At 70.6% G+C, this 26,828-nt stretch carries 29 protein-coding genes and 1 riboswitch; of the genes, 12 read left to right on the top strand and 17 right to left on the bottom strand.

The features are described from left to right. Window positions 1-59: 59 nt before the first annotated feature. Window positions 60-1,676 (bottom strand): M4 family metallopeptidase, encoded by a 1,617-nt coding sequence (locus tag AB0G59_RS16745; RefSeq protein WP_360912186.1) that lies wholly within the window; start codon window positions 1,674-1,676, stop codon window positions 60-62. A 319-nt stretch (window positions 1,677-1,995) separates the two neighbouring features. Between AB0G59_RS16745 and AB0G59_RS16740 the strand changes: the two genes are divergently transcribed. Beyond that, on the top strand, window positions 1,996-2,559 hold the full coding sequence (locus AB0G59_RS16740) for a GNAT family N-acetyltransferase (RefSeq protein ID WP_360912183.1): 564 nt from the start codon (window positions 1,996-1,998) through the stop codon (window positions 2,557-2,559). Window positions 2,560-2,574: 15 nt separating this feature from the next. Here the strand turns inward: AB0G59_RS16740 and AB0G59_RS16735 are convergent, their stop codons facing one another. Beyond that, window positions 2,575-2,763 (bottom strand): antitoxin, encoded by a 189-nt coding sequence (locus AB0G59_RS16735; protein WP_071961745.1) that lies wholly within the window; start codon window positions 2,761-2,763, stop codon window positions 2,575-2,577. 213 nt (window positions 2,764-2,976) lie between these two features. Between AB0G59_RS16735 and AB0G59_RS16730 the strand changes: the two genes are divergently transcribed. Beyond that, window positions 2,977-3,414, top strand: a complete 438-nt coding sequence (locus AB0G59_RS16730; protein WP_360912181.1) for a hypothetical protein — start codon at window positions 2,977-2,979, stop codon at window positions 3,412-3,414. Here AB0G59_RS16730 and AB0G59_RS16725 read toward each other — a convergent pair. Then, complete coding sequence (locus tag AB0G59_RS16725; RefSeq protein WP_360912179.1) at window positions 3,411-3,683, bottom strand: DUF6255 family natural product biosynthesis protein; 273 nt, start codon at window positions 3,681-3,683, stop codon at window positions 3,411-3,413. The genes AB0G59_RS16730 and AB0G59_RS16725 overlap by 4 nt on opposite strands. Next, window positions 3,680-3,940 (bottom strand): hypothetical protein, encoded by a 261-nt coding sequence (locus AB0G59_RS16720; RefSeq protein WP_360912177.1) that lies wholly within the window; start codon window positions 3,938-3,940, stop codon window positions 3,680-3,682. Before AB0G59_RS16720 ends, AB0G59_RS16725 begins: the two co-directional genes overlap by 4 nt. 202 nt (window positions 3,941-4,142) lie before the next feature. On the opposite strand from AB0G59_RS16720, the gene AB0G59_RS16715 reads away from it, so the two are divergent. Beyond that, window positions 4,143-4,994 carry a helix-turn-helix transcriptional regulator gene (locus AB0G59_RS16715; protein WP_360912175.1) on the top strand — a complete coding sequence of 284 codons (852 nt, stop codon included), beginning with the start codon at window positions 4,143-4,145 and terminating at the stop codon, window positions 4,992-4,994. Then, window positions 4,978-5,217: a DUF397 domain-containing protein gene (locus AB0G59_RS16710; RefSeq protein ID WP_360912173.1), complete on the top strand. Its 240-nt coding sequence runs from the start codon at window positions 4,978-4,980 to the stop codon at window positions 5,215-5,217. The genes AB0G59_RS16715 and AB0G59_RS16710 overlap by 17 nt, the downstream gene beginning before the upstream one ends. On the opposite strand, the gene AB0G59_RS16705 is transcribed toward AB0G59_RS16710, so the two are convergent. The 3 genes from AB0G59_RS16705 to AB0G59_RS16695 all read right to left on the bottom strand — a co-directional run bounded on the left by AB0G59_RS16705 (window position 5,172) and on the right by AB0G59_RS16695 (window position 7,127). Continuing rightward, on the bottom strand, window positions 5,172-5,858 hold the full coding sequence (locus AB0G59_RS16705) for a class I SAM-dependent methyltransferase (protein WP_360912172.1): 687 nt from the start codon (window positions 5,856-5,858) through the stop codon (window positions 5,172-5,174). The genes AB0G59_RS16710 and AB0G59_RS16705 overlap by 46 nt on opposite strands. Window positions 5,859-5,969: 111 nt before the next feature. Continuing rightward, a complete protein-coding gene (locus tag AB0G59_RS16700) occupies window positions 5,970-6,626 on the bottom strand; it encodes a hypothetical protein (protein WP_360912171.1) in 657 nt (218 codons plus the stop codon). An 81-nt stretch (window positions 6,627-6,707) separates the two neighbouring features. Continuing rightward, window positions 6,708-7,127 carry a MarR family transcriptional regulator gene (locus AB0G59_RS16695; protein WP_360912169.1) on the bottom strand — a complete coding sequence of 140 codons (420 nt, stop codon included), beginning with the start codon at window positions 7,125-7,127 and terminating at the stop codon, window positions 6,708-6,710. Window positions 7,128-7,184: 57 nt separating this feature from the next. Here AB0G59_RS16695 and AB0G59_RS16690 point away from each other — a divergent pair, with 57 nt between their 5' ends. Further along, on the top strand, window positions 7,185-7,715 hold the full coding sequence (locus tag AB0G59_RS16690; protein WP_360912167.1) for a DUF6790 family protein: 531 nt from the start codon (window positions 7,185-7,187) through the stop codon (window positions 7,713-7,715). Window positions 7,716-7,846: 131 nt separating this feature from the next. On the opposite strand, the gene AB0G59_RS16685 is transcribed toward AB0G59_RS16690, so the two are convergent. Then, window positions 7,847-8,422 carry a TerD family protein gene (locus tag AB0G59_RS16685; RefSeq protein ID WP_360912165.1) on the bottom strand — a complete coding sequence of 192 codons (576 nt, stop codon included), beginning with the start codon at window positions 8,420-8,422 and terminating at the stop codon, window positions 7,847-7,849. A gap of 194 nt (window positions 8,423-8,616) precedes the next feature. Here AB0G59_RS16685 and arfB point away from each other — a divergent pair, with 194 nt between their 5' ends. Then, complete coding sequence (gene arfB / locus AB0G59_RS16680) at window positions 8,617-9,045, top strand: alternative ribosome rescue aminoacyl-tRNA hydrolase ArfB (RefSeq protein WP_071961754.1); 429 nt, start codon at window positions 8,617-8,619, stop codon at window positions 9,043-9,045. Window positions 9,046-9,065: 20 nt separating this feature from the next. Here the strand turns inward: arfB and AB0G59_RS16675 are convergent, their stop codons facing one another. After that, window positions 9,066-9,566: a flavin reductase family protein gene (locus AB0G59_RS16675; protein WP_360912163.1), complete on the bottom strand. Its 501-nt coding sequence runs from the start codon at window positions 9,564-9,566 to the stop codon at window positions 9,066-9,068. A gap of 372 nt (window positions 9,567-9,938) precedes the next feature. On the opposite strand from AB0G59_RS16675, the gene cdgB reads away from it, so the two are divergent. Both cdgB and AB0G59_RS16665 read left to right on the top strand, forming a co-directional pair. Next, the gene (gene cdgB, locus AB0G59_RS16670) at window positions 9,939-11,753 is read left to right on the top strand and encodes a diguanylate cyclase CdgB (RefSeq protein ID WP_360912161.1); all 1,815 of its coding nucleotides are present in this window, start codon (window positions 9,939-9,941) and stop codon (window positions 11,751-11,753) included. A gap of 178 nt (window positions 11,754-11,931) precedes the next feature. Continuing rightward, complete coding sequence (locus AB0G59_RS16665) at window positions 11,932-12,903, top strand: carbohydrate-binding protein (protein WP_360912158.1); 972 nt, start codon at window positions 11,932-11,934, stop codon at window positions 12,901-12,903. 419 nt (window positions 12,904-13,322) lie between these two features. On the opposite strand, the gene AB0G59_RS16660 is transcribed toward AB0G59_RS16665, so the two are convergent. The 6 genes from AB0G59_RS16660 to AB0G59_RS16635 form a co-directional block, all read right to left on the bottom strand. After that, window positions 13,323-13,811 carry an RICIN domain-containing protein gene (locus AB0G59_RS16660; RefSeq protein WP_360912156.1) on the bottom strand — a complete coding sequence of 163 codons (489 nt, stop codon included), beginning with the start codon at window positions 13,809-13,811 and terminating at the stop codon, window positions 13,323-13,325. A gap of 818 nt (window positions 13,812-14,629) precedes the next feature. Next, a complete protein-coding gene (locus tag AB0G59_RS16655) occupies window positions 14,630-15,487 on the bottom strand; it encodes a class II fructose-bisphosphate aldolase (protein WP_360912154.1) in 858 nt (285 codons plus the stop codon). A gap of 145 nt (window positions 15,488-15,632) precedes the next feature. Beyond that, window positions 15,633-16,553 (bottom strand): 1-phosphofructokinase family hexose kinase, encoded by a 921-nt coding sequence (locus AB0G59_RS16650; RefSeq protein WP_360912152.1) that lies wholly within the window; start codon window positions 16,551-16,553, stop codon window positions 15,633-15,635. A gap of 123 nt (window positions 16,554-16,676) precedes the next feature. Further along, entirely contained in the window at window positions 16,677-17,831 is a 1,155-nt protein-coding gene (gene nagA, locus AB0G59_RS16645; protein WP_360912149.1) for an N-acetylglucosamine-6-phosphate deacetylase, read from the bottom strand. Then, window positions 17,831-18,817: an ROK family protein gene (locus AB0G59_RS16640; protein WP_360912147.1), complete on the bottom strand. Its 987-nt coding sequence runs from the start codon at window positions 18,815-18,817 to the stop codon at window positions 17,831-17,833. Before AB0G59_RS16640 ends, nagA begins: the two co-directional genes overlap by 1 nt. Window positions 18,818-18,983: 166 nt before the next feature. Then, window positions 18,984-19,889 carry an SIS domain-containing protein gene (locus AB0G59_RS16635; protein ID WP_360912145.1) on the bottom strand — a complete coding sequence of 302 codons (906 nt, stop codon included), beginning with the start codon at window positions 19,887-19,889 and terminating at the stop codon, window positions 18,984-18,986. 250 nt (window positions 19,890-20,139) lie between these two features. Between AB0G59_RS16635 and AB0G59_RS16630 the strand changes: the two genes are divergently transcribed. The 3 genes from AB0G59_RS16630 (at window position 20,140) to otsB (ending at window position 22,643) form a co-directional block, all read left to right on the top strand. Beyond that, on the top strand, window positions 20,140-21,393 hold the full coding sequence (locus AB0G59_RS16630) for an extracellular solute-binding protein (protein ID WP_360912142.1): 1,254 nt from the start codon (window positions 20,140-20,142) through the stop codon (window positions 21,391-21,393). A 10-nt stretch (window positions 21,394-21,403) separates the two neighbouring features. Then, the gene (locus AB0G59_RS16625) at window positions 21,404-21,673 is read left to right on the top strand and encodes a DUF3263 domain-containing protein (RefSeq protein WP_360912140.1); all 270 of its coding nucleotides are present in this window, start codon (window positions 21,404-21,406) and stop codon (window positions 21,671-21,673) included. 130 nt (window positions 21,674-21,803) lie between these two features. Next, window positions 21,804-22,643 (top strand): trehalose-phosphatase, encoded by an 840-nt coding sequence (gene otsB / locus AB0G59_RS16620; protein ID WP_360912138.1) that lies wholly within the window; start codon window positions 21,804-21,806, stop codon window positions 22,641-22,643. 111 nt (window positions 22,644-22,754) lie between these two features. Here otsB and AB0G59_RS16615 read toward each other — a convergent pair whose 3' ends face one another. After that, complete coding sequence (locus AB0G59_RS16615; RefSeq protein WP_360912136.1) at window positions 22,755-24,239, bottom strand: trehalose-6-phosphate synthase; 1,485 nt, start codon at window positions 24,237-24,239, stop codon at window positions 22,755-22,757. A gap of 41 nt (window positions 24,240-24,280) precedes the next feature. Beyond that, complete coding sequence (locus AB0G59_RS16610) at window positions 24,281-25,228, bottom strand: glucosyl-3-phosphoglycerate synthase (RefSeq protein ID WP_360912134.1); 948 nt, start codon at window positions 25,226-25,228, stop codon at window positions 24,281-24,283. A gap of 150 nt (window positions 25,229-25,378) precedes the next feature. After that, window positions 25,379-25,523: riboswitch (SAM riboswitch) on the top strand. 17 nt (window positions 25,524-25,540) lie between these two features. Here AB0G59_RS16610 and thrC point away from each other — a divergent pair. After that, the gene (thrC, locus tag AB0G59_RS16605) at window positions 25,541-26,815 is read left to right on the top strand and encodes a threonine synthase (RefSeq protein ID WP_071961763.1); all 1,275 of its coding nucleotides are present in this window, start codon (window positions 25,541-25,543) and stop codon (window positions 26,813-26,815) included. Window positions 26,816-26,828: the final 13 nt, after the last annotated feature.

Here is a 26,828-nt window from a genome sequence, read left to right as displayed (position 1 = left end):
GAGGCTCCTGGAGGCCGCCGGAGGGCTCCGGACGGCTCGGGGAGGTGCTGCTTACGTCACTACTTCACGTTGATCGCGGTCCAGGCGGCGGCGACCGCCTTGTACTCGGCGCTGGTGGCGCCGTAGAGGTCCGCGGTGGCCTTCAGGGTGCCCGTGCGGGCGGCCTTGTAGTTCGTGGTGGAGGTGAAGTACGTGGTCAGGGCCTTGTACCAGATCTTGGTGGCCTTGTCCCGGCCGATGCCCGCGACCTTGCTGTTGTTGTAGGTCGGGCTGTCGTAGCTCACGCCGTCGATGACCTTGCTACCGCTGCCCTCGGAGAGCAGGTAGTAGAAGTGGTTGGCGGGGCCGGAGGAGTGGTGGACGTCCGAGTTGCCGAGGGAGGAGGACCAGTAGTCCTTGGAGCTCCCGTCCTTGCTGGGCTTGTCCATGTAGCGCAGCGGGGTGCCGTCGCCGTTGATGTCGATCTTCTCGCCGATGAGGTAGTCACCGGGGTCGGTGGCGTTCTTGGCGTAGAACTCGGCGGCGGTGCCGAAGATGTCGGACGTGGCCTCGTTGAGGCCGCCGGACTCACCGCTGTAGGTGAGGTTGGCGGTGGCGGAGGTGACGCCGTGGCTCATCTCGTGGGCGGCCACGTCGAGCGAGGTCAGCGGGTTGGCGTTGTTCTCGCCGTCGCCGTAGGTCATGCAGAAGCAGTCGTCGTCCCAGAAGGCGTTGACGTAGCCGTTGCCGTAGTGGACGCGGGAGTAGGCGCCCTTGCCGTCGCCCTTGATGCCGCTGCGGCCGAGCACGTTCTTGTAGAAGTCCCAGGTGACGGCCGCACCGTAGTGCGCGTCGACGCCGGCCTTCTGGCGGCCCGCGCCCCACACGTCGCTGGAGTTGGTGAAGAGCGCGCCGGTGCCGTTCTCGCCCTGGTTGAGGTCGTACGTCTTGTGGCCGCCGCGCGCGCCGTCGGTCAGCGTGTAGCTCGAGCCGGACTTCGTGGTGGTCAGCGGGACGGTGCCGCTGTAGGTGCTGGTGCCCGAGCCGGTGTGGACGGTCTCGTTCTGGAAGAGCTTCTTGCCGGTGTTCGCGTCGGTGATGACCTTCAGCTTGCTCGGCGTGCCGTCCTTCTGGACACCGGTGACGGTCGTCTCGTACGCGAGGACCGGCTTGCCCTGCGCGGCCCAGATCACCTTGCGCGGCGCCTGGCCGTCGGCCTTGGCCGTCTTCTCCTCGGCGGCGGCGCTGAGCGCGCTCTTCTTCGCGGCGGAGGGCGCGAGGGAGGGGGTCGTGCTGGGCACGGCTATCTCGGCGTCGGTCGCCTTGGTGACGTCACGGTCACCGCTCTTCTTCTGGTGCACGACCAGGTCGCCGCCGAGCACCGGCAGACCGTCGTACGTACGCTCGTAGCGCGTGTGCACCGTCCCGTCCGCGTCCTTGACGACGTCGCGGACGACCAGCTTCTCCTTGCCGTCCAGACCGATCTTCGAGGCGGTCGAGGAGGCCTCGCCCTGCGCGTCTCTGATCGCGGAGGCCTTCTGCCCGGCGGACAGCGCGAGCTGCTGCCCGCCGCTGTTCTTGTCGGCCGAGGCGTTCGCCGAGCCGGCCTGGACGCCGATGACGACCATCGTGGCGGAGGCGACCAGCGCGGCGGCGCGGAGAGTGGTCTTGCGGGAGGTGGAGGTGATGCTGCTCAACTCTGTCTCCTATGAGGGGGGTTACAGGCCGCCTGGTCAAGACGGCCCGCTGATGCAGGAGTGGTGCATGAGTGAAGTGAGGAGAGCGTGCCATCAAAAGTGCGTGTTTGACAGGGGCGCAACAAGGATTTGATCTGTTGGTAAACGATGAGCGGTGGATTGCGTCCGCTATGCGGCGAGTTGAGCAAAATCGAGCAGGGGTTCAACTGCTCATCATGTAAACGAGGGCAGGCAGAAACGATCGGGACAGATCAGAAGTGCCCCGACTCGGATACAACTGGCGCGGTCCGTACGGCAGATGACGAAGGAGGAAACGGACGTGAGAGTCGTAACCTACGCGGAACCCGAGGTTCCGTCAGAACTGCGCGCCCAGGCGACCGCCCTGCGCGAACAGGCGTGGCCCGGCCTCGGCGCCAGCCCCCACGACCGGGCGCTCAACCCGGTCGTCATGCTGCTCGTGTCGCCGGAGGGCGAGGTGACGGCGGCCCTGGACATCCTGTCCAAGGACCTCGAGCACGGCGGACGCACCTACCGCGCCGCCGGCCTGAGCGCGGTCGCCACGGCCGAAGCGCACCGGGGCAAGGGAAACGGGCGGCAGCTCGTGGCTGCCGCCCGTGAGGCGATCGCGCAAAGCGGCGCGGACGTGGGCCTGTTCACCTGCGACCGCCCGCTGCGGGGCTTCTACGAAAGCGCCGGCTGGTCAGTGCTCCAGGACGCGGTCCTGGTCGGCGGCACGCCGCAGGAACCCTTTCCGAGCGACCGACCGGGTTTCGACAAGGTCACCATGGCCGGTTTCTTCACGGAGAGGGCGCGGCGGCACGCGGACGCCTTCCCGGGCAGCCGGATCGGGCTGTACCCGGGGGAGATCGACCGGTTGTGGTGAACGGACGGGCGCCCGTCAGGGCTTGTCGTCCGTGGGCGGACGGTCGCCGATCTGCTCGTTGAGCTTCTGCTGGGCGGTGTCGACCTGGCTCTGGTACTTGTTCTGCGTCTTGGCGTCGAACGCGTCCCCCGCCTTCTCCACGCCCTGCCGGGCCTGGTCGGGGTGCCCCTTGATGAGGCCCTTGAGCTTGTCGAGCATGGACATGACCGTCCTCCTTATGGAACGCCTGACCTCCTCAGGATCGCGGTGTTCGAGCCGCCCCGCATCCCAGGACGGGGGCGCTCGGAGGCCCTCGGGGGGCGTACGGCGCGGGGCGGCCGGAGAAAAAATGTGTAGAGCAAGATCGACTCGTTGTGATGGGCTTTGGCGGCATGCGTGTCTGCGCACTTGCGTCGCCTTCTCAAGGGAGAGATCTCGATGAACGCAATGAAGCTGCCCCGCACCACCCGTCTGGCCGGTGTCGCCGTGGCCGCCCTCATGGCCACCGCCGGCGCCGTGGCCGTCGCCTCGCCCGCCGCCGCGAAGTCCCACAGCGTGGTCATAGACAAGGTCGCCCTCGGTTCGACGAACAAGTCCGTCGAGACTGACGTCACCTACACCTGCGACCAGGGCTCGGACGTCGACCTGAAGGTCACCGTCAAGGGCCCCGGCCGCGTGTTCGGCCTCCCGGCCCAGGGCACCACGACCGTCCCCAACAAGGACCTGACGTGCGACTTCAAGCCGCACGCCCTGCACCTCAAGGTGACCTCCCTGACGGGTGGCACCTTCGAGAAGGGTGACTACGTCGGCGTCACCGCCGGCTACCCGCTGAAGAACGGCGACTTCCTCGGCGAGACGAAGTCCTTCTTCATCTAAACCGTGCTTCCCGCGACGGCCATGCCCCGGCGCATGGCCGCCGCCACGCGGCGGGCCGCCTCGCGGTCCGCCGCGCGCCGCGCCCCGGGCGACGGGGTGACCGCGTGCGGCAGCCCCGGGGGCCGCAACGAGGCGTAATCCGGGAAACGCCGGGTTCCGCACCGTCCGCAGCGTTCCTCGCCCGCGGCGGTACGGGTCCAGCCGGCGTGGTGCCGGCAGTTGTCCACGAGGCGGCCGGCCCCGTACGCGGTGCGTCTGTTCCTCGTCACGAGGTCCTCACCGCCGGCAGCAGATGGGCCGAGCGGAAGTGACCGCGCACGGCCACGGTCGCGTCCGCGAGCGCCGTCTCGTCGCCGCCGGCCGCCGCGTCTCGGCGTGCCGCCTCCAGGGCCGTGCAGTCCGCGCACCCGTGCGGGGGCGCGGACGGGTTGCCCCGGATGCCGGCCGCCTCCCGCTCCCGGCGCGTCGCCAGCCGCAACGCCTGTGCCGGAACCTCCCACTCCCGGTCTCCACCGGGTGCCCTCACCCGGACGCGTCGCCCTTCGCCGCCCCTGACTTGGGCCAGCGTTTCGCTACGCGTGTCCACCACGTATGCGCCTTCGCGGTAGGTCACGGAATTTCCCCTTCGGGTTGTGCTTACTGCGTGTGCGTCCAGGGTTGCGGTTTGGAGCTACGCTCAACAGGGGGGAGCGCTCTACAACGGCGTTGTTGTGAAGGGGAGTTAGCCTGTGGCCAACGGTTCCGGTGCGAGCGGGCGGTTCGGTCAGTCCAAGCTGGGGTGGGAGTTCTTCGGCTCGGAGCTGAAGCGGCACCGCGAGGCGGCAGGGCTCACCCAGCAGGAGCTGGGCAGACGCGTGATCTGTTCCGGTTCGTACATCGGGCAGTTCGAGACGGCGAAGCGCAAGCCGCAGCTCGATATGGCGCAGCGGATCGACGTGGAGCTGAAGACGAACGGCCTCTTCGAGCGCATGTGTGAAGAGTTGATCAATGGCTCGCCGTACGCCCATTGCTTCGCCGAAGCGGCGTACCTCGAGGGTCTGGCCGTCACGATCAGGGAGTACGCGCCGACCTTCGTACCTGGCATATTGCAGACCCCTGCCTACGCTCGTGCCGTTTTCGTGGGCGGGTTTCCCTTCGCTCCTGAGGACGACATCCAAGCTCGCGTGACCGCTCGTCTGGAGCGGGCACGCCTCCTCGATCATCCAACAGAGCCCTTGTTGTGGGCTGTGCTCGACGAGAGCGTCATTCGACGCAAGTTCGGCAGCGCGGTCGTGATGCACGAGCAGTTGACGCACATCGTGTCGCTGGTGCGCAGGCGCCGAATCGGTGTGCAGGTGTTGCCGTTCGAAGCGGGCCATCCGGTGGTGGACGGCACGCTCACCCTCATGACCTTCGATGACGCGCCACCAATGGCGTACAGCGAGGGGCATCGAACTGGGAACTTGCTGGACGATCCGGCGATGGTGGCGCGGTGCGTGCGTTCGTATGAACTCGCCACGGCTGTCGCTCTGTCGCCGGCCGAGTCCTTGTCGCTGATCCAATCGGTTGCAGAGGAGTACGCACATGAGCACCGCGCATGACGCCAGCACTGTGGCATGGCGTAAGAGCAGCTACAGCGGGGCCGGCGACGAGAAGGGGGGCAATAGCTGCCTCGAGGTCGCCGACCACATACCCGGCTTAGTCCCCGTCCGGGACAGCAAGAACCCCCACGGCCCCGCCCTCGTCTTCCCGGCACCGGCCTGGGCCGCGTTCGTGGCCTACGCGGGCACCGCCCGTACCCATGTGCGGTCGTCCGTCAGGTAGGTGTCGACGGCCAGGTCGGCCTCGGCCAGGGCCCGTTCGAACGCCTCCGGCGTCAGGGGGCGGGACAGGAACGTCTGGGTCCAGTGGGCGTCCGGGAAGACGTACTCGGCGTGGACGGAACGGACGCCGGGGCCGGCCGGGTCGGAGGACACGATCCGGATGAGGCCGTCGGCCAGCGGCCGCTCCTGGGGCAGGTTGTCGTGCCGGTCAGCCGCTTCGCGCTGGATCAGTACGCAGCCGTCGTCCGTGACGTGCCGGCGGCAGGTCCGTAGGAGTCCGTGGGCGACCCGTGGGTCCCCGGCGTGCACGAGGAACGAGCCCAGGACCACCACGTCGAAGCGTTCGTCGAGCTCCAGCTCCTCGATCGGGCTGTGGACGGTCCGGGCGCCGCTCACCCGCTCCAGCATCTGCGGGGACTCGTCGACGGCGGTCACGGTGAAGCCCCGCTCGACCAGGGGGTGGGTCACGCGGCCGACGCCGGAGCCCAGTTCGAGGATGCGGGCGGCGGGCGGGGCCGCACGTTCGATGATGTCGGGTTCGTCCCACACGGGCAGCCGTAGATAGAGGTCGACCGCGCAGCCGTCCGGCGTGATCGCTCCTGGTCCGGTTCCCCGGTATCCCTCGCGCATTCGCTCGCTCATTGCTTCATCCGAACATGGCGGGGGCGGCCTGGGAAGGGTCGCGTCACGGGCCTTCCGGGAGATCGACGATGACGAGCGTGCCGTGGCTGCCGGGGCGGACGGCGGCGGCCCTCACTTCACCGCGGCGCTCTCCAGCACCGTGTCGACATTGCGGCGCTCGGTCGGGCCGGCCGACTGGGCGATGCCGAGGAGGAAGGACGAGCGGCCGTCGGGCACCGAGATGAGGGTGAGGCGGAGGTGGCCGGTGTGGCCGTGGCCGTCGTTGGTCTTCATGACCACCGTGTGGGCGGGCCGGCCGCTCACACGGGTCGGGCGGGACTCCTCGCGCGTCGAGCTGCCGTCCGGGTAGAAGAACTCGGCGTTCGACCGGGCCGCCCGCTCCGCCGTCCGCTGCAGCTCGGACTCCGGAACGGTTCCCGCGCGGCCCGCGAGGACGACGCTGCCGTTCGTGTCGTCGGCGTGCTCCGTGTTGATCATCGAGGTGAAGGCGTTGATCAGGCCGCCTTGGTCCTTCTGCTTCCAGCCCTCGGGGATCGCATAGGAGAGGCCCGTCGCGTTGTCCACGACGCGGGGCCGGCCGGCCAGTGGGGCGTCGTCGCGCGTCAGCCACCACGCGGCGGCGCCTCCGCCCGCGAGGACGAGGATCACTGCCGCGATGATGCCGGCCACGACGGCGCGGCGATTTCCCGAGGGCGTGACCGCGACCAGGGGCGGATAGGCCGGGCCGGGCGGATACGGCGGAGGACCGGCAGGGGGCGGTGTGATCATGCGTCCAGCATCCTGCCCCTGCCCGGATCGGCCGTGAGCGTTCGTACTCAGATTCGGTACTCAGATGCGGTACGAGAGGATTCAGGACGGCTCAAGGAGCTGCGCCAGCAGGGCGGTGTCGCGCAGATACCGCTCGTACGGGAAGCCGGCTTCGAGCAGGGCGTTGCGCAGCTCGTCGTAGAGCGGTTTCCCGTTGTCGTGGAAGGCCTTGCGGCCGGCGTCGGTGATGCCGACCAGGCGTCGCCGTCCGTGCTCGGGGTCGGGGCGGACCTGCACGAGTCCGGCTGCCTCCAGCGGGCGCAGTGCCCGGCTGATCGCCGGGTCGGACACCGACAGTGCCTGTGCCAGCTGGTGCTGAGTCACCGGCTGGATGTCCTCCAGTGTCCCCAGCAACCGCATCTGGCTGTAGCTCAGACCGGCGGGGCCGTCGCCGCGCTGCCGCGCGGCCTCCCCGAGCAGGAACACCACGCGATGCAGCAAGTCGGCCAGCCCGTCGTCCATGATCCGAGCGTACCAGAGTCTTGCGAGGTTAATATTAACCATGCAAGACTCGTTGGCATGGTCGAGATTCCGTACGTCCTACAGTCGGCATTCCCTCTGGTCTGGGTGCTGGTGGCGGTCTTCGGTGCATTGATCCGCACCCGGCACAGCCCCTCCCGCCAAGCGGCACTGGAAACCTGGCAGCGGTGGTGGGCCGTCGCCGCACTCGGCTGCGGGAGCCTGTGGCTGACGATCGCGTTCCTCACCGTCCCGGACGTGATGGCCACCGCGATCGGCTTCAACCGGACCCCGTTCGAGTTCGAGATCGCCTTCGCCAACCTCGGGCTCGCCGTCATGGGCTTCCGCGCCGCCTCGCCCTCGGCCACGGCCCGCGAGCGCATCACCGTCGGCCTCGGCACCGGCATGTTCCTCTGGGGCGCGGTGATCGGCCACGTCTACCAGTGGTTCGCCAACGGCGACCACGCTCCGGGCAACACCGGCGGGGTCCTGGTCTGCGACCTGCTCTTCCCCGCAGTCATGATCATCCTCGCCCGTCGCTCGCGACGTCTGCCCATTGCGGAGCAGCCCGCCACCGCAGCCCTCGCCTGACAAAACTGGAGCGCCCCTCCCATGCCGGAGAGGGCCACGCCCAAGAACGGGGTGGCCCTCTCTCGCTGCTGCGACGGCGCTACGGCAACGGCGCGACTACGGCGGCGTTGCGACTCCTACGGCGCCGAACGTCAGACGTTGACGCCGAAGTCCTGCGCGATGCCCGCGAGGCCCGAGGCGTAGCCCTGGCCGACGGCGCGGAACTTCCACTCGGCGCCGTTGCGGTACAGCTCGCCGAAGACCATGGCGGTCTCGGTGGCGGCGTCCTCGCTGAGGTCGTAGCGGGCGAGCTCGGCGCCGCCGGCCTGGTTGATGATGCGGATGTAGGCGTTGCGGACCTGGCCGAAGTTCTGCGAGCGCGTGGTGGCGTCGTAGATGGAGACCGGGAAGACGATCTTGTCGATGTCGCCGGGGAGGGCGGCCAGGTTGACGTTGATCTGCTCGTCGTCGCCCTCGCCGGCACCCGTGACGTTGTCACCGGTGTGGACGATGGACTGGTCCGGGGTGGACTTGTTGTTGAAGAAGACGAAGTGGGAGTCGGAGTAGACCCGGCCGCCCGCGTTCACGGCGATGGCGCTCGCGTCGAGGTCGAAGTCCGTACCCGTGGTGGTGCGGACGTCCCAGCCGAGGCCGACCGTGACGGCCGCCAGGCCCGGGGCCTCCTTGGTGAGGGAGACGTTGCCGCCCTTGGACAGGCTTACAGCCATGGGAATGTCCCTTTCTGGTGGGGTAGTGCCACGAAGCTCGCGCCCGAAGCTACCGTCACCCCAGTTAACGCCGACCGAGGGACGCAGGGTTCCAGCCTTCTTTACTTTCTTTGCCAATTCCTGATGCCGGCCTCGCCGCGGCCGGGCTCAAAACGAGGTGACGGGGGCGCTCGTGGCAGGGGAACATGGGACGCATGTCCGGTCCCCACGTCATCCGCGGCTCCGTCTCCCTGCCCGAGGCCGAGCTCATGTGGCGTTTCTCGCGGTCGTCCGGGCCGGGCGGACAGCACGTCAACACCAGCGACAGCCAGGTGGAGCTGCGGTTCGACCTCGCGGCGACCGACGCGCTGCCGCCGGTGTGGAAGGAGCGCGCCCTGGAGCGGCTCGCCGGCCGGCTGGTCGACGGGGTCGTGACCGTACGGGCCTCCGAGCACCGTTCGCAGTGGCGCAACCGCGAGACCGCCGCCGTACGGCTGGCGTCGCTCCTGGCGGAGGCCACGGCGCCGCCGCCGAAGCCGCGGCGGCCCACGAAGATCCCCCGCGGCATCAACGAGCGGCGGCTGCGGGAGAAGAAGCAGCGCGCCGACACCAAGCGGGGCCGGTCGGGCCGGGACTGGTCCTAGGGCCCAGCCCTCTCAGCCCCCTATGCCAGGAAGCGGTACCGCCCGCGGAAGTACGTCAGGGGTCCGCTCTCCGCGCTCGGGGTGTCGGCCCGCAGGACGCGGCCGATGACCAGCGTGTGGTCCCCCGCCACGACCCGCTGCTCCGTGCGGCACTCCAGCAGGGACAGCGCGCCCCGCACGAGCGGTGCGCCCGTGATCCCGCCGCGCTCGTAGGGGATGTCCTCGAAGAGGAGCCGGTCGCTGATGCGGCCCTTCATCGCGAAGCGGCCGGCGATGTGACGCTGGCTCTCGGAGAGGATCGAAACCGCCCACAACGGTTGGTGCTCCAGGAGATCGTCCATCCGGGAGTCGTTGCGAACGCTCACCATCACCAGGGGCGGCTCCAGCGAGACGGACACGAAGGCGGTCGCCGTCATGCCGACGTCCTCGCCGCGCGGCCCGTCCTCCGGGTCGTGCGCGGTCACTAGCACGACGCCCGCGGCAAGGCGGGCGAGGGCTGCACGGAATTCGTCGGCGGTCACGCATTCAGGATGAGCTATGCCGGTCTCTGGGGCCGAAGTCGTCTGCAACACGCTCCGCACGCTAGCCGTCCCGGGGGACGAGGCGCATCGGGCTGCGGGACCAGACGGGTCCTAGGTCGAAAGCGCCTCGAAACCGACGCGAAACCGTCGCGAAAACGATCCTGCCGTGTCTTCGAATTTGCGTTCACGAAGCATAGGGGTGCGCTCGAACGCCAGTAGTAGGACTTCATCACACTTTGTGACTTGAGTCACAGAGGGCAGTAATTGTTGACCCTGTGTACCGGGTGGTCAGCTCGCTGTGATTCAGTGGCCGGGTAAACGGACGAACAAGAAGCCTGGAGTTGCTGTCGAGGTCTCGGGGGAGAGCGAGCTATGGAGACCGAGTCGGAGCCGTATGTCCGCCTGGCGACCTTGAGACAGGTCCATCAGGCGATCGCGGAACTGAACACCGCGCGCAGCCTCGCGGACACCTTGCAGACCGTCGCCGACGGCATCGTCGCCGGGCTCGGATATGAGCTCTCGGCCGTCAACCTCGTACGCCCGGACGGCGATCTCGTCGTGGCCGCGGTGGCCGGAAGCGCCAGCGCCGAGGCGCTCATGGCCGGCCGCGTCGGCTCCCGCGTCTCGTGGGAGCGGCGGCTGTCGATGGGCGACCACTGGGGCGGGCTGCGCTTCATTCCGTACACCGAGGGCTGGGTCCTCGACGAGGACGACGTGCCTCAGTGGCACACCGCCGGACCGGCGCCGCGCTTCGCCGACGAGTGGCACCCGATGGACCGGCTCTTCGCCCCCATGTACACCGCCGGGCCCTCCGGCGGGGAGCTGCTCGGCGTCATCTCCGTGGACAAACCGCGCAACGGGCGGCGGCCCGGCCCCTGGGGTCGCGAGGCGCTCCAGATGTATGCGTCGCAGGCGGCGATTGCGATCAGTAACGCTCGTCTACGCGCAAATATGCAGCGTGCCCTGGTCCGGCTCGAACGCGAGCAGCAGGCCCTGCGCGCCAGTGAGGAAAGCTTCCGCCAGGCCTTCGAGTACGCCCCCAGCGGCATGGCCATCGCCGAGATGGGCGGCGACCAGCACGGCCGGCTGCACCGCACCAACGACGCGCTGTGCCGGCTGCTCGGCCGCTCCGCGTCCCAGATGCGCCGCTACTCCTTCTCCGACCTCGTCCACCCCGACGACATCGGCACCCTCCTGCGCACCTCCGCCGAGGGCGGCCGCGCCGAGCTGCGCCTGGCCCGGCGCGACGGCACGTTCGTGTGGGTGTCGCTGCGCAACTCCGTCGTGGCCGACGCCGCCGACGGGCCGCGCTTCCTGCTCACGCACGTCGAGGACATCGAGGAGCGCAAGCGGCACGAGCTCCAGCTCGCCCACCGCGCCAGCCACGACTCCCTGACCGGCCTGCCCAACAGCGCCGAGCTGCGCGCCCGCCTCAGCAGCCGCCTCTGCGGCCGCCCGCCGGGCAGCGACACCCACGCCGCCGCGGCGGTGGGGCCGTACGGCTCCCTCGAGGGGTTCGCCGAGGTCGAGAGCACGGCGAGCGCGGCGGTGGGCGCCGCGGCGGGCGCGGTCGGCGCGGTCGGCGCCGTGGGACTGCCGGGTGCCGCGGGGGCGGCGGGCGTGACGGGCGTGATGAGCGCCGCGCACGGCTTCGGCTCCGACACCGGGCCCGACTACGCGCCGGACTTCACGCCCGACGACTTCGGCGGCGTTCCCGAGAGCCCGTACGGCCGCCACGAGCACCACCACGAGCACGCGATAGCGCCCGACGAGGAGGTCGACGACGGCACCAAGGGCCTGGCCGTCCTCTTCTGCGACCTCGACGGCTTCAAGTCGATCAACGACCGCTTCGGTCACCACACCGGTGACGCCGTCCTCATAGAGGTCGCCCGGCGGCTGAGCAGCGGCGTCCGCGACGGCGACACGGTCGCCCGGCTCGGCGGCGACGAGTTCGTCGTCCTGGCGGACGGGCTGGCCCCGGCCGACGCGGAAGATCTCGCGGTCCGGCTGCGAAATGCGATCATTCCCCCGATAAGGGTTGATGGCCGTGCGGTGCGGGTAGGGGCGAGTTTCGGAATCGGCTGGGCGGGTTGCGGAATGTCCGCGGACGAGGTCCTGCACTCCGCTGACCAGCGCATGTACGTCGAAAAACGCTCTCGCGCCAAGGCCGGCAGGCGGGCCGGCTGAGCCCCCTTGCGCCCCTGTCAGGGGGGTTGGGGCGCGGCGTGAAACCGCCCTGTCGGGGTAGGCTGCGCCGATGCGGCACCGCCGCCGCCCGTGGTGGCCGCCCCGGCCTCGACAGCCGCGGATTTGGCGCGTACGAGCGTGGGCGCCGATGGGCACACCATGTGGGGAGTGACAGGGGATGACGGCCGGTAACAACGGCACCGGTACGCCGGAGAACGACGACCCGTTCGGTTACCTGTACCGAGGCGGTGAGGGGTCCACCGAGGGCGGCGGTTCCGCCACCCACCAGCCGGGCGTCCCCCGAACGTCGCACCACCAGGTACGCCCGGTCGGCTCACGCACCTACGGCGGCCAGCAGGGCGCCGCCGCCCAGCGCCCCGCGCCGAACCCGCACTACGCCGCCCCCGAGACCCTGCCGGGTGGCATGCCGCCCGCCGCCGGAGCCCCGCAGCCGAGCGGGCACGCGGCCGGCGGCAGCGCCCGGCCGAACCGGCGTGGTCTGCTCATAGCTGCCATAGCCGTGGTGCTCGTGGTCGCGGGTGGCATCGGTGTGGCGATCATGACCAATCAGTCGTCCGGCAAGGACGACAAGCAGAACAGTGCGAGTGATGGGGAGAACCCGGGCGGCGACTCGGGTGAGTCCGACAAGTCCGACGATTCTTCTTCGAAGAAGAAGGAGAAGGACAAGGACAAGAAGGACGACGGGCCCCAGAACCCCTCCGCGAACGGCCTGAAGAAGCGTGACGCGGCGAGCCTGCGTCTGAGTGGCGGCGCCACCACGGAGAAGACGGTCAAGGGCGCCGAAGCCGACGGCGGTACGTACATCACCGGGATGAACACGGTGGGTGCCGCGGTCGAGTGGACCGTGGACGTCGACGCGCCGGGCGAATACCGGCTGAACGCCCGTTACGGCGTGCCCGGCAAGGACGCCAACCTCACCATCTTCACCAACGGCAAGGGCGACACCCGTGCCATCAGCATGAAGAACTTCGGTGGCACGAAGGAAGGCGACTGGGAAGCCGGCTGGAAGAACACCTGGTCGCTGATCAAGCTGAACAAGGGCACGAACACCATCAAGCTCTCGTGCGAGCCGGGCAACGCGTGCGAGGTTCACCTCGACCAGCTCTGGCTCAGCGCTAAGAACGGCTGACCGCCCGCAGGAAGTGCCCACTGCCCTCGCCCCCGCCTCCCGTGCAGGGGCGAGGTATTTGCGGGGACATGATCAAGCTGTCGTTTGAGTAGGGCGACCAATGCGCCCGAGGCGTTTGAAGCCGTGGAGTCAGGCGGTCGGGTTCGCTCGATCAACTACCCGTACCCGCCGAGTCGCGGGCACGGTACGGCGGGTGTGAATCTGGTCGCGGCGGCCGTCGTGGTCATAGCCGCGTTCAGCCTGTCGGGCGAGGCAGCCGGGTACGACCGCCCTCCCCCTATTAGCGGTAGTGACCCGCTCGGGGCCGCGCAAAAGCTGGCGGACACTGTGACCTGCCGTCCGCCAGCTTTCTGTGCGTGACTTCGCTTCAAGCCTTCTCGTTTGGCACGAGAAAATCTGAGAGATTTAAGCGGCCGCGCCTAGTAGTCCACAATGTCCCATTTCTGTCCTGCGACATCCGCGTTGGACCACTGCTGGGCCTTGGCCCCGTTTTCACGACTGGAATTCTCTATCTCGAGAGGCTTTCCGCTGTTGTGATTCCAGATTTTGCCATGCGATACGTGCCAGAGCATGCCATCGTTACGCCTGTTGCAGGTCCACTGCTGGGCAGGTGCGCCATTATCGGTTCGTGAGTCGGAAATCTCCAGGCACTTATCGCTGTAGTTTCGGATCATGTACACTTCGTTAACTACGTGATCGAGGTACCAGAGGTTGCCGGTCTGGTTGCCGCAGCCCCACTGCTGGGCTCGGGCGCCGTTCTCGTCGCTTGAATTATCAATCTCAAGGCATTTGTTGCTGCCGTGGTTCACGATGCGGAAATAGGGTTCGGCGTGACTTACGTTTGGCGTCAGCATTGTGACGGCGATTGCGGACATTGCTAGAGCTGAAATTTTTGCGACGTTCTTCACGGTGGCTCCTCGGCTCCATTTTTCATCGGGCGTGTGCATCGGCTGAAGTTTGCGCAACGGAGGGTGATCGTACATGTGTTCGCATATGTCGGCAATGGGAACTATTCGCTCCGTTTAGTGATTCATTTTGGCCATTAGGTGGATTTTGGCCACCGTTGAGTGAGGGCTTCCTGAGCCGCCTCGCAAGCTGGCTCGGCTGCCATGCGGGATGCTGGATACGAGATCCCGTTAGACAACGGGTCGTAGCGACGGCGTCGGCCGAACGTCCTCGGCCCGGCGTCCTGGAAACCCTTCAGTGGGGGCTTGGCCGACCTGTGAAGGCTTGTCAAGGAACTCTTCCTCTATCGCCTCTGGCCACGGCGCTGGAGGCGCGGGGTCGATCCGGCCAGCTGGCGCTCGTCTTGTAGATGCGGCTTGGTTGTTAGCGGTACCCGGCGAGCTAGCACGGGATGGCCGCGCCGCTCGTTCGAGGTTCCCGCGCTCGAACTGTCGCCCATTAGGGGTGCGCTTTTCGGCAACGCGCTGAATTGGCAATGGCCGAATTCGGCGAGCCTCGTGCCATAGCCCAGAGGTTGCTGGGGCGTTGGGGAGAATAGTTAAGCTGTCGCGTTTCGTCTACTCGTCGCGAGCGCCCAGCTGACCGCTTGAGCGTAGCCATAGATCAACGGCATAACTTCTGGGCCGGATAGATGTTGATTCACTTACAGCGCAGCTGCCGAGGAGTAGGCCGAACCACGCCTTATTGGCCCTAGCGTTCGCCCGGTACGCCGAGCCCTAAAGCATCGCCATTATCTCTACGCCTATCAGGGCATCGCGGGCTATGCGCCAGTGTTGCTGCTCCTGTTTGTGATCCGCAGATAGGCCGCCACCGTCTCCGCCATCGCCGCCCGCGCCGGTGCGAGGTACTTGCGTGGGTCCACCGTCGACGGGTGGGCCTCCAAGAACGCTCGTACCGCGCCGGTGAAGGCCGTGTTCAGGGCCGTGCCGACGTTGATCTTCGTCATGCCCGCCGCCACCGCCGCGCGGAGTTCGGTGTCCGGGACGCCCGAGGAGCCGTGCAGGACCAGGGGGACCGGGACCGTTTCGCGGAGGGTCGCGATGAGGGTGTGGTCGAGGGTGGCCGTGCGGGTGGTCATGGCGTGGGTGCTGCCCACGGCCACGGCCAGGGCGTCCACGCCGGTGTCGGCGACGTAGGCCGCCGCCTCGGTGGGGTCCGTGCGGACGCCAGGGGTGTGGGCGTCGCCCGCCTTGCCGCCGACGCGGCCCAGTTCCGCCTCGATCCACAGGTCGCGCTCGTGCGCCCAACGGGCCGCTTCGGCCGTGACCTTGACGTTGTCTCCGTAGGGCAGCTTCGAGGCGTCGAACATCACTGACGTGAAGTCATGTGCTGACGCCGCGTGGAGGAGGGCCGTGCTCTCGACGTGGTCGAGGTGGAGTGCCAGGCGGGCGGTCGAGGACCGGGCGACCGCCGCCGTGGCGGCGGCGATGGGGGCGAGGCGGCCGCCGTGGAACTTCACGGCGTTCTCGGAGATCTGCAGGACGGCCGGGGTGCCGGCGGATTCGGCGCCGGTGGCGATGGCTTCGGCGTGTTCGACGGTGATGACGTTGAAGGCCATGACGGCTGCGCTCCGGGCTCGCGCCGTGGTGAGCAGTTCGCTCGTGCTGACGAGGGGCATGGGGGCCTCCTGCCGGTGACGGTTGCTGCGGTGCGTTCGGCACCGCCGGGCCTGTGCGTCGTGGTCGCGCGCCGTCGCGGCGGAGAGATCCTCCCCGGCCCCGCCCCTTCCCGTAACCGGGGCTCCGCCCCGGACCCCGGCACGCTCACAGCTCCCTCACCCGTACGCGCGTCAGCGTCTCCTCGTACGTCGCGCGGTCGAACTCGCCCGCCGCCGGGGCGCGGACCGTCGCGGCCGACAGGGCCACGGCGCGGGTCAGGCGGTCGGGCCAGGGCAGGCCCTCGGACCAGGCCGAGAGGAGGCCGGCCACGGCGGAGTCGCCGGCGCCCGTGGGGTTGCCCGGCAGGGGTTTGGGCGGGGTGGCGTGCCAGGTGCCGTCCGGGGTGACGGCCAGGATGCCCTCGGGGCCCAGGGAGGCGGCCACCGCGTGGGCGCCGCGGCGGCGGGTGTCGAGGGCGGCGCGCAGGGGCTCGGTGGAGCCGGTCAGGGCGGCCAGTTCGGCGGCGTTCGGCTTGACCACGTCCGGGCGGGCGGCGACGCCCCGCCGCAGCGGCTCGCCGCTGGTGTCGAGCAGGACGGGCACGTGCCGGGCGCGGGCCTCGCGCACGAGGTGGGCGTACGCGCCGACCGGTACGCCGGGCGGCAGGCTGCCGCACAGGGCGACGGCGCGGGCGTTGCGCAGGAGGCGGACGTAGCGTTCGTCGAAGGCGGCCCACTCGTCGGGAGTGACGTCCGGGCCGCCCTCGTTGAGCTGGGTGGTGTCGCCGGTGGAGTCGTCGGCGACGCCGACCGTGCGGCGGGTGTCGCCGGTGATGGGCACGAGCGCGTCGGTCAACGGGCCCGCGCATTCGGCGAGGAGCCGGCGCAGGGTGTTGCCCGTCGGGCCGCCCGCGAAGCCGGTGACCACGGTCTCGTGGCCCAGTGCGGCCAGGACCCGCGCGACGTTGAGGCCCTTGCCGCCGGGGCGTTCGGCGGCCCGGGCGACGCGGTGCGAGGCGTGCGGGAGCAGGCGCGGGACGCGGTAGGTCAGATCGAGCGCGGCGTTGAGCGTGACCGTGAGGATCATCGGCGCCTCTCTCTCACGACTGCGTGACTTCCCCCGATGACGGATGCGCGAGCGATCATGCCAAAACAGCGGCGGCAGGCCCAGACCTCGGGACCCGCCGCCGCCGTTCAAACCGGGGGAGAATCAGCCCACTTCGGGCCGAACCAGCCATTCGCCCTTGCGCATGACGCCGGCCAGGTCGTACGAGGCGTTCAGCACGACCAGGTCCGCGTCCTTGCCGGGCTCCAGCGAGCCGACCCGGTCGGCGACGCCCAGCACGCGTGCCGGATTGGCGGAAAGGGCCCGTACGACGTCCTCCACGGGCAGCTTGTCGATGGTCACCGCACGCTTGAAGGCCGTGTCGAGCGTCAGCGTGGAGCCCGCGATCGAGCCCGCCGTCGGGCCGTCGGCGATGCGGGCCACACCGTCCTTGACCTCGACGCGCATCGGGCCGAGCGGGTACATGCCGTCGTTCATGCCCGCCGCGCCCATCGCGTCCGTGATGAACGCGACCCGGTCCGCGCCCGCCCGGGCGAAGGCCAGCTCCAGGACGGCCGCGTGCAGGTGCGTACCGTCGTTGATCAGCTCGACGGTGACCCGCTCGTCCTCCAGCAGCGCCGCGATCGGGCCGGGCGAGCGGTGCATGAGCGACGGCATGGCGTTGAACAGGTGGGTGGCGACGGTCGCGCCGGCGTCGATGGCCGCGAGCGTGGCCTCGTACGTCGAGTCGGTGTGGCCTACGGCGGCGACGACACCGCTGTCCGCGAGCAGGCGTACGGACTCCAGGCCGCCCTCCAGCTCCGGCGCCAACGTCATCATGCGGGCCGCGCCGCGCGCCGCGTCGACGAGCTTGCGGACGTCCGCCGGGTGCGGGTCGCGCAGCAGCTCCGGCTGGTGGGCGCCGCAGCGGTGCGGGGAGATGAACGGGCCCTCGAAATGGATACCGGCCAGGTCGCCCTGCTCGGTGAGCTCGGAGAGGACCGCGGCCTGCCGGGCGAGGTCGTCGAGGTCGCCGGTGACCGTGGAGGCGACCATCGTCGTGGTGCCGTGCGCGCGGTGCGTACGGATCGCGGTGAGCGCCTCCTCGGCCGTGCCGGCGGAGAAGGACGCGCCGCCGCCGCCGTGGACGTGGAGGTCCACGAAGCCGGGGACGATCCAGTGCCCGGTCAGGTCGATGGTGGGTGCCTCGTGCCGCACGTCGTCCGCGATGCGGCCGCCCTCGACCGTGACGCGGCCGCCCTCCGCCACGCCGGTCGGCAGCACCACGCGGGCGCCGGTGAGAACCGTTCGTTCGACCATCAGGCGGATACCTCCGTGGGTTCCATGGATTGCTTGGCGAGCAGGTCCCAGGCGAGCAGGCCCGCGCCCAGGCAGCCGGCGGTGTCCCCGAGGGCCGCCGGGACGATGAGGGGGAGCTTCTGGAACGTGACGCGCCGCGCGACCGCCGCGCGCAGCGGTGCGAAGAGGGTGTCCCCGGCCTCCGCCAGCCCGCCGCCGATGATCAGCGTGCGGGGGTCGAGCAGGGTGAGGCCCATGACCAGACCGTCGGCGAGGGCGTCGACCGCGTGCTGCCACACGGCGCGGGCGCGGGGGTCGCCGGCCTCGACGGCCCGCGCGCAGTCGGCGGCGTCGGCGGCCGGGTCGCCGCTCGCGGCGGCCCAGGCGCGGCCGACCGCCGAGGCGGAGGCGACCGTCTCCAGGCAGCCGCGGCCGCCGCAGCCGCACTCCGGGGCGTCGGGGCCGGGGCGCACGGCGATGTGGCCGATCTCGCCCGCGTAGCCGTGGGCGCCCTCCTCGATGCGGCCGTCGATGCCGATGGCGCCGGCTATGCCGGTGCCGAGGGGGACGAACAGGAAGCGGTCGGCGCCCCGGCCGGCGCCGATGCGGCCTTCGGCCAGGCCGCCGGTGCGGACGTCGTGGCCGACGGCGACGGGGGTGGGGGCGGTGCCGTTCTCCGGGCCGCTTCCCGTGCCGAGGCGGCGGCTCAGCAGGTCCCGGAGGGGGACGTCGCGCCAGCCGAGGTTGGCGGCGTAGACCGCGATCCCCCGGTCGGCGTCCACGATGCCGGGGACGGCGACGCCCGCCGCGGACGCGGGTTCGCCGAAGCGCCGCAGGCCGAGGTCGCGCAGCTCGGCGGCGAGCTCGAGGATGCCGGTCACGACGGCGTCGGGGCCCTCGGTACGGCCTGTGGGGCGCCTGGTCTCGTGCAGGAGCGCGTGGTCGGGGCCGATCAGCGCGGCCTTGATGGCGGTGCCGCCCACGTCCAGGGCGATGACGTGTTTCACGCATGTAGTTTTGCGCGTCCGGGCATGAAAGGTCTAGTCCACTCGCCGTGGGTGGGCGGCCGCGGCGCCGTTTCCCGCCTGCGGCGGGGTTTCGGGGCTCTGCCCCGGACCCCGGTCCTCAATCGCCGGACGGGCTGGATTTTGCCCGCCCGGCAGGCAGGAAGCCCTACTCGCCCAGGACCACGCTCCGCGTCAGGTTCCGCGGCGTGTCCGGGTTCAGGCCCCTCGACTCCGCCACCGCCACCGCCAGGCGCTGGGCGCGGACCAGGTGGGCCATGGGGTCGCGGGTGGTGTCCGTCGGGGTGAGGGTGGCGCCCGTGCGGGTCACGTCGGCCGGCAGTCCTTCCGGGAGCGTCCCGAAGCCCCACACCACCCGGCCCGGCGCCGCGATCGCCACCGGCCCGTGGCGGTACTCCATCGCCGGGTACGACTCCGTCCACGCGCCCGCCGCCTCGCGCATCTTCAGGGCCGCCTCCTGCGCCAGGCCGTACGTCCAGCCGCTGCCCAGGAACGTCCACTGCTCCGCCTCCAGCGCCGCCGCCGGCAGCGGGTCGGCCAGGGCCCACTCCGCGTCCGCGGCGGCCGCGACGACCGGGTCCATGCCCTCCACGGCCGTCCGCAGGTAGGCCAGGGCCGTGGTCGCGAAGCGGGTCTGGACCACGGACTCCTCGTCCGCCCAGTCCAGCACCGCCACCTCGTCCGCCGCGTCCATGACCGGCGTCTTCGGGTCGGCCGTGATCGCCAGGGTGGGCGCCCGCACCGCGTCCAGCAGGCGCAGCACCTCCGTCGTCGTGCCCGAGCGGGTGATCGCCACGACCCGGTCGTAGGTGCGCGTGAGCGGGAACTCCGACGCGGCGAAGGCGTCCGTCGCGCCCTGGCCGGCGGCCTCGCGCAGCGCCGCGTACGACTGGGCCATGAACCACGACGTGCCGCAGCCGGTCACCGCCACGCGCTCGCCCGGCCGGGGCAGGCCCGCCGCGCTCGCCGCGGCCTCGGCGGCGCGCCGCCAGCAGTCGGGCTGGGTGGCGAGTTCACGACCGGTGAGGGAGTCAGAGGAAGGGGAGGGCTTCATGCGCTGCTGCTCCTTGCGAGGTGCGGTTAGCGGTCGTCCCGTGGATAGCAGCCCTCTGTGACCTGGGGGAAGACCGCTACGGCGATACCGAAGCGCAACGCCGGAGCCGTAGACCGTAAGGTGGCGCGCGGGAGAAACTCACGGTCTCCACGGGACTCACGAATCCCAGGGGGGAGATTCACGGTCCTCCACAGGGCGAATACGAACCACAAGGTGGGTAGCAGTAGTGCAGCGGCGGCGGTTCTTGGGCATGACGGCGGCGGGTGCCGCAACGGCGGCGTTGGCGCCCGCGCTGACGGCGTGCGGGAGCGAGGGCCCCGGCGGCGACAAGAAGCTGAAGCTCATCGCTGCTGACTATGGCGACAAACCGGGCAACTCCTCCAAGAAGTACTGGGACTCGCTGGTCCGCGAGTTCGAGAAGGAGCACGGCGGCATCAAGGTCGACGTCGAGGTCTACAGCTGGACCGAGGTCGACAAGAAGGTCGCCGACCTGGTCGCCGCGGGCAAGGCCCCCGACCTCGCGCAGATCGGCGCGTACGCCGAGTTCGCCGCGGCCGGCAAGCTCTACAGCGCCGAACAGATGATCTCCATCCCCACCCAGGCCGAGTTCATCTCCTCGATCGCCAAGGCGGGCGAGGTGCACCGCGTGCAGTACGGCCTGCCGTTCGTCGGCAGCACCCGCCTGCTCTTCTTCAACAAGACGCTCTTCCGCCGCGCCGGCATCGCCAAGGCCCCCGAGAGCTGGGAGGAGCTCCAGGCCGCCGCCGTGAAGCTCAAGGCGGCCGGCGTGAAGATACCTTTCGGCCTGCCCCTCGGCCCCGAGGAGGCCCCGGCCGAGACCATGCTGTGGATGCTCGGCGGCGGCGGTGGCTACACCGACAACACCGGTGCTTACATCATCAGCTCGCCCGAGAACGTCAAGGCCTTCACCTGGCTGCGCGACGAGCTCGTCGGCAAGGGCCTCACCGGCTCCGGCGACCCGGCCCGCACCAACCGCCAGCAGGTCTTCGACGCGTTCGTCAAGGGCGAGGTCGGCATGCTCCACGGCCACCCGACGCTGATGCAGCAGGCCAAGGCCAACAACATCGAGTTCGACATGGCGCCCCTGCCCGGCATCAAGGGCAAGGCCCAGTCGACCATGGGCGTCGCCGACTGGATGATGGCCTTCAAGCGCAACGGCCACGGCTCGCAGATCGGCACGTTCCTCGACTTCGTCTACAGCAAGAACAACGTGCTCAACTTCACCGGCCAGTACGAGCTGCTGCCGGTGACCAACTCCGCGTCCACCGCGATGCAGGGCGACCAGCGCTACCGCCACCTGTGGCAGTTCCTGGAGCAGCTGCAGAACGCCGAGTTCTACCCGGCCGACAAGACGTCCTGGGCGAAGGTCAGCGCGACGATCAAGGAAAAGATCGGCGCCGCCGTGCAGAAGGGCGGCGACCCGACCGCCATCCTCGGCGAGATCCAGCGCGAGGCGGAGGCGACGGAGCTCGCGGGCCGTTAGGTTGGGTGACGTGAACGAGGACCGGGGCGAGCCGCCGGGGGGCGATCCCTCCGCGCACGGGCTGTCCGGGCGCGATCTGGCCGTGCTCGCCCTGGAACGGCGGTCCTGGCCCGGCCCCGGCGCCAAGGAGCGGGCCGTGCGCGAGCGCCTCGGCATCACCCCGACCCGCTACTACCAGCTCCTCAACGCCCTCCTCGACGACCCGCGCGCCCTCGCCCACGACCCCGTCACGGTCAACCGGCTGCGGCGGCTGCGCGACGCCCGGCGCGAGCGCCGCTGACGTCGACGCGGTCGTACGGTTCGCGGGCGTACGGTTCGCGGGCGTACGGTTCGCGGGCGTACGCCCCGGGCGTTCGTACGTCCCGTACAAGTGCCCGCCCCGGCGGCAGCGGCACCGGTAGGGTCGCCGTATGGGCAGCCACCCCCTCCCGGAACCCGTGACCGCCGCCGGCCGCGACGGCCTGGCCGCACTGCTGGCGCGGCCCGAACGAGCCGTCGTCGCCCTCGACTTCGACGGCACGCTCGCCGAGATCGTGCCGGACCCCGAGCAGGCCCGCGCCCACCCCGGCGCCGTGCCCGCCCTCGCCCGGCTCGCGCCGCACCTGGGCTCCATCGCCGTGATCACCGGCCGCGCGGCCGGAGTGGCGGTGCGCTACGGCGGCTTCGCCGGGGTCCCCGGCCTGGAACACCTCGTGGTGCTCGGCCACTACGGCGCCGAGCGCTGGGACGCCGTCACCGGCACCGTGCACGCCCCCGCGCCGCACCCGGGCGTCGCCGCCGTCCAGGCGGAACTCCCGGGCGTACTGGACGAGTCGGGCGCCTGGCAGGGCACGTGGGTCGAGGACAAAGGCCGCGCCATCGCCGTCCACACCCGGCGCGCCGCCGACCCGCAGGCCGCCTTCGACGCCCTGCGCGAACCGCTCGCCGCACTCGCCGCGCGCCACGGCCTCATCGTCGAGCCGGGCCGGCTGGTGCTGGAGCTGCGCCCGCCCGGCATGGACAAGGGCGTCGCCCTCGCCGAGTACGTACGCGAGGTCGACGCCTCCTGCGTCCTGTACGCCGGTGACGACCTCGGCGACCTCGCCGCCTTCGCGGCGGTCGAGAAGCTGCGCTCCGAGGGGGTGCCCGGCACGCTCGTGTGCAGCGGCAGCGCCGAAGTCGCGGTGCTCGCGGAGCGGGCTGATCTCGTGGTGGACGGGCCGGCGGGCGTGGTGGAGCTGCTGACGGTGCTGGCGGCCGGCATCGGCTGACCCGGGGGCTCCGCCCCCGGACCCCCGGTCCTCAATCTCCCCCAGCTACCGCTGGGAGGTGCCCCCAGACGGGCTGGTTTTGTCCTCAAGCGCCGGACGGGCTGAAAGTCGTCACAGGTCCAGCGCCCGTAGCTGTTCCGCGAACCAGCGCCCCGGCGGTAGTGCCGTCGCCGCCGCGGCCAACCGCTTCGTGCGTTCGGCGCGCTCGCCGGGGTCCATCAGCAGGGCCAGGTGGAGCGCGCGGGCGGTGGCCTCGATGTCGTACGGATTGATGGTGAGGGCCTCCTCGCCCAGCTCCGCCGCCGCCCCCGCCTCACGGGAGAGGACCAGGGCGCAGCCGTGGTCGGAGACGACCGGGACCTCCTTGGCGACCAGGTTCATGCCGTCGCGGATGGGGTTGACCAGGGCCACGTCCGCCAGCCGGTAGGCGGCCAGGGAGCGGGCGAAGTCGTCCTCCAGATGGAGGGCCACCGGCTCCCAGTCCTCCGTGCCGAACTCGGCGTTGATCTCGCGGGCCAGCCGTCCGACCTCCGCCATGTAGTCGCGGTAGACGGCGAGGTCCTGCCGCGAGGGGTAGGCGAAGGCGATGTGCACCACCCGGCCCTGCCACTGCGGATGGTCCTGCAGCAGCCGCCGGAACGCGTGCAGGCCGCGCACGATGTTCTTCGACAGCTCGGTGCGGTCCACGCGGACGATCGTCCGGCGGCCCGGACCGACGCGCTCCCGCAGCGCCGCCAGCCGCTCCTCGACGTCCGGCCGGTGCGCGCGCTCCCGCAGGAAGTCCGCGTCCGCGCCCAGTCCGTGCACGCCGAGCCGGGTCGTACGGCCCTCGAAGCGCACCGCCGTGACCACGCCGTCCTTGCGCACCGCCTCCGCCCCGAGCGTGCTCTCGCAGCACGCGGCGAAAGCCTCGGCCCAGCGGCGGGTCAGGAACGCCGCCCGGTCGCCGCCCAGGACGCCGCGCAACACCTGCGCGGCCACGTCGTCCGGCAGCAGCCGGTAGTAGTCGGGCGGGGCCCAGGGGGTGTGCGAGAAGTGCCCGATCCGCAGGTCCGGGCGGCGGGCGCGCAGCAGCCCCGGGACCAGCGTCAGGTGGTAGTCCTGCACCAGCACGCAGGCGCCCTCCGCGGCCTCCTCGGCGATCGCGTCCGCGAAGGCGGCGTTGTACGCCTCGTACGCCGCCCACTGGGCGCGGAAGCCGGCGTCGAAGGAGGGCTCCAGCGGGGTCTGCCAGAGCATGTGGTGGAGGAACCACAGCACGGAGTTGGCCACGCCGTTGTACGCGGCGGCGAAGGTCTCCGGCGGGATGTCGAGCATCCGCACCTGATGCCCGCCGGTGTCGGCCGGCGACAGTCTTCGGCCCGCCCGCCCGGCCGCCTCGCGGTCGCCGGGGCCCAGCGCGGCGCACACCCACACCGCCGCCGCCCCCTTGGGGTCCCGCCCGATCTCGCTCAGCCCCGAGACCAGCCCGCCGCCGCCCCGCCCCGCCACGAGCGAGCCGTCCTCGCGCGGCTTGTACGAGACGGGCCCCCGGTTGGAGGCCACGACGATCGGCGCGGCGGCGATCGGTGCGTCCGGCGTGTGCTCAGCGACCATGACCGCAGCCTTGCCCTTGAGGGAACCGCTCAAACGTACGCTTACGCGGCGCGCCGTCGGGCGTACTCGGGTATTCCGGCCATCGGCGGCCGCTCCTCGGTGTCCACCGCGTACGTGCGCGGCACGAACCCTTCCGCCGTGCGCTCGAACTGGGTGAGCGCCGGACGCACCAGATGGCCGCGTGCCAGCCGCAGCTGCGCGGTGCGGTAGATCGCGGCGGCCATCCGGCCCAGCGCCCGCCCGTCCTGGTGACGGTGCACGCGCACGCCGACGTCCACCTGCGCCAGCGCGTCCAGGCCCACCGTGTGCAGCGCGTCCACCAGCAGCCCCAGCTCCACGCCGTAGCCCACCGGGAACGGCAACTGCTCCAGCAGCGAGCGGCGGGCCGCGTACTCGCCGCCCAGCGGCTGGACGAAGCCCGCCAGCTGCGGCCAGTGCAGGTTCAGCAGCGGGCGCGCCACCAGCTCGGTGACCCGGCCGCCCTGGCCGGAGACCTCGCCCAGCGGACGGTCGTACATGCCCTTGACGAAGTGCACGCCCGGGTCGGTCAGCAGCGGGCCGACGATGCCGGAGACGAAGCCCGCGGAGAAGTCCTTCAGGTCGGCGTCGATGAAGCAGACGATGTCGCCGGTGGTCGCCAGCAGCGACCGCCACAGCACCTCGCCCTTGCCGGGCAGCGCGGGCAGCCGCGGCAGGACCTCGTCGCGGTGCACCACGCGCGCCCCGGCCGCCGCCGCGACCTCGCCCGTACGGTCCGTGGAGCCGGAGTCCAGCACCACCAGCTCGTCCACCAGGGGTACGGCCTCGGTCATCAGCTCCCGGCGGATCGTGGCCACGATGGCCCCGACCGTGGCTTCCTCGTTCAGCGCCGGCAGCACGACGCTGACCGTGGTGCCGGTGCCGCCCTTCGCGGCCAGAAGCTGGTCGAGCGGACGGTCTGCTGCGGACCAGGACCGCCGGGCCAGCCAGCGCTCCACCTCTTCCAGCACGTGAATTACTCCTCGTCGTGACACATCTCGCGGTGCGGACGGCCCTCTCGTGCGGCCATCCCTTCCGTTACAGTCTTGAACAACGCGGACGCCCGTCCTATGTCGGGGTCGTCGTGCGCACAAACGCCTGGGCCCCGCCCAGTGCCATACCGCTCATCCAGAGGGGCAGAGGGACACGGCCCGATGAAGCCCCGGCAACCCTCCAGCCGGTCTTGTCGTTCACTGCGGCGAGGCTCCCGGCGGGGAAGGTGCCAATTCCGTCTCACGACGAGGTTCGTCGTGGGGAAGATGAGGAGAAAGGGCCTCGCCTCCATGGCTGTGCAAGCCGTTGAAAGTCGTACCGTCGTACCCTCCTTCGGCCCCGCCGTCGCGCTCTCCTGCCGCGAGTGCGGCGAGCGCTTCGACCTCGGCCCGGTCTTCGCCTGCGCCGTCTGCTTCGGCCCGCTGGAAGTGGCGTACGAGCTCCCGGCCGGCGACCCGGAAGAGCTGCGCCGGCGCATCGAGGCCGGACCCGCCAGCATCTGGCGGTACGCCCCGCTGCTGCCCGTCCCCGCCGACGTCGCCGACAAACCGAACCTCAACCCCGGCTTCACCAAGCTCGTCAAGGCCGACAACCTCGCCCGCGAACTGGGCGTCACCGGCGGCCTGTACGTCAAGGACGACTCCGGCAACCCCACGCACTCCTTCAAGGACCGCGTCGTCGCCATCGCCGTCGAGGCCGCCCGCGCCTTCGGCTTCACCACCCTCTCCTGCTCCTCCACCGGCAACCTCGCCGGCGCGGTCGGCGCGGCGGCGGCCCGCGCGGGCCTGGAGTCCTGTGTGTTCATCCCGCACGACCTGGAGGCCGGCAAGGTCGTCATGGCCGCGGTCTACGGCGGCGACCTCGTCGGCATCGAGGGCACCTACGACGACGTCAACCGCTTCTGCTCCGAGCTCATCGGCGACCCGCTCGGGGAGGGCTGGGGCTTCGTCAACGTCAACCTCCGGCCGTACTACGGCGAGGGGTCGAAGACGCTCGCGTACGAGATCTGCGAACAACTGGGCTGGAGGCTGCCGGACCAGATCGTGGTGCCGATCGCCTCGGGCTCACAGCTGACGAAGATCGACAAGGGGCTGAAGGAGCTCATCGCGCTCGGGTTGGTCGAGGACCGCCCGTACAAGATCTTCGGCGCCCAGGCGGAGGGCTGCTCGCCGGTGTCGCGGGCGTTCAAGGACGGCCACGACGTCGTCCGGCCGGTGAAGCCGGACACGATCGCGAAGTCCCTCGCGATCGGCAACCCCGCGGACGGGCCGTACGTGCTCGACATCGCGCGGCGGACGGGCGGCGCCGTCGAGGACGTGACCGACGCCGAGATCGTCGACGCGATCAGGCTGCTGGCCCGGACGGAGGGCATCTTCGCGGAGACGGCCGGCGGGGTGACGGTGGGGGTGACCCGCAAGCTGATCGAGGCGGGTGTGCTCGATCCGGCGCTGACCACCGTTGTGCTCAACACGGGGGACGGGTTGAAGACGCTCGACGCCGTGGCGGCGGGGCCGACGGTGACGATCCGGCCGTCGTTGGACGCGTTTCGCGCCGCCCGCTCCTGAGCGGGGCTCCGCC

Source organism: Streptomyces sp. NPDC021096, assembly GCF_040641275.1.
Classification (GTDB): domain Bacteria; phylum Actinomycetota; class Actinomycetes; order Streptomycetales; family Streptomycetaceae; genus Streptomyces.
This window is presented reverse-complemented; position numbering and strand designations above follow the sequence as displayed.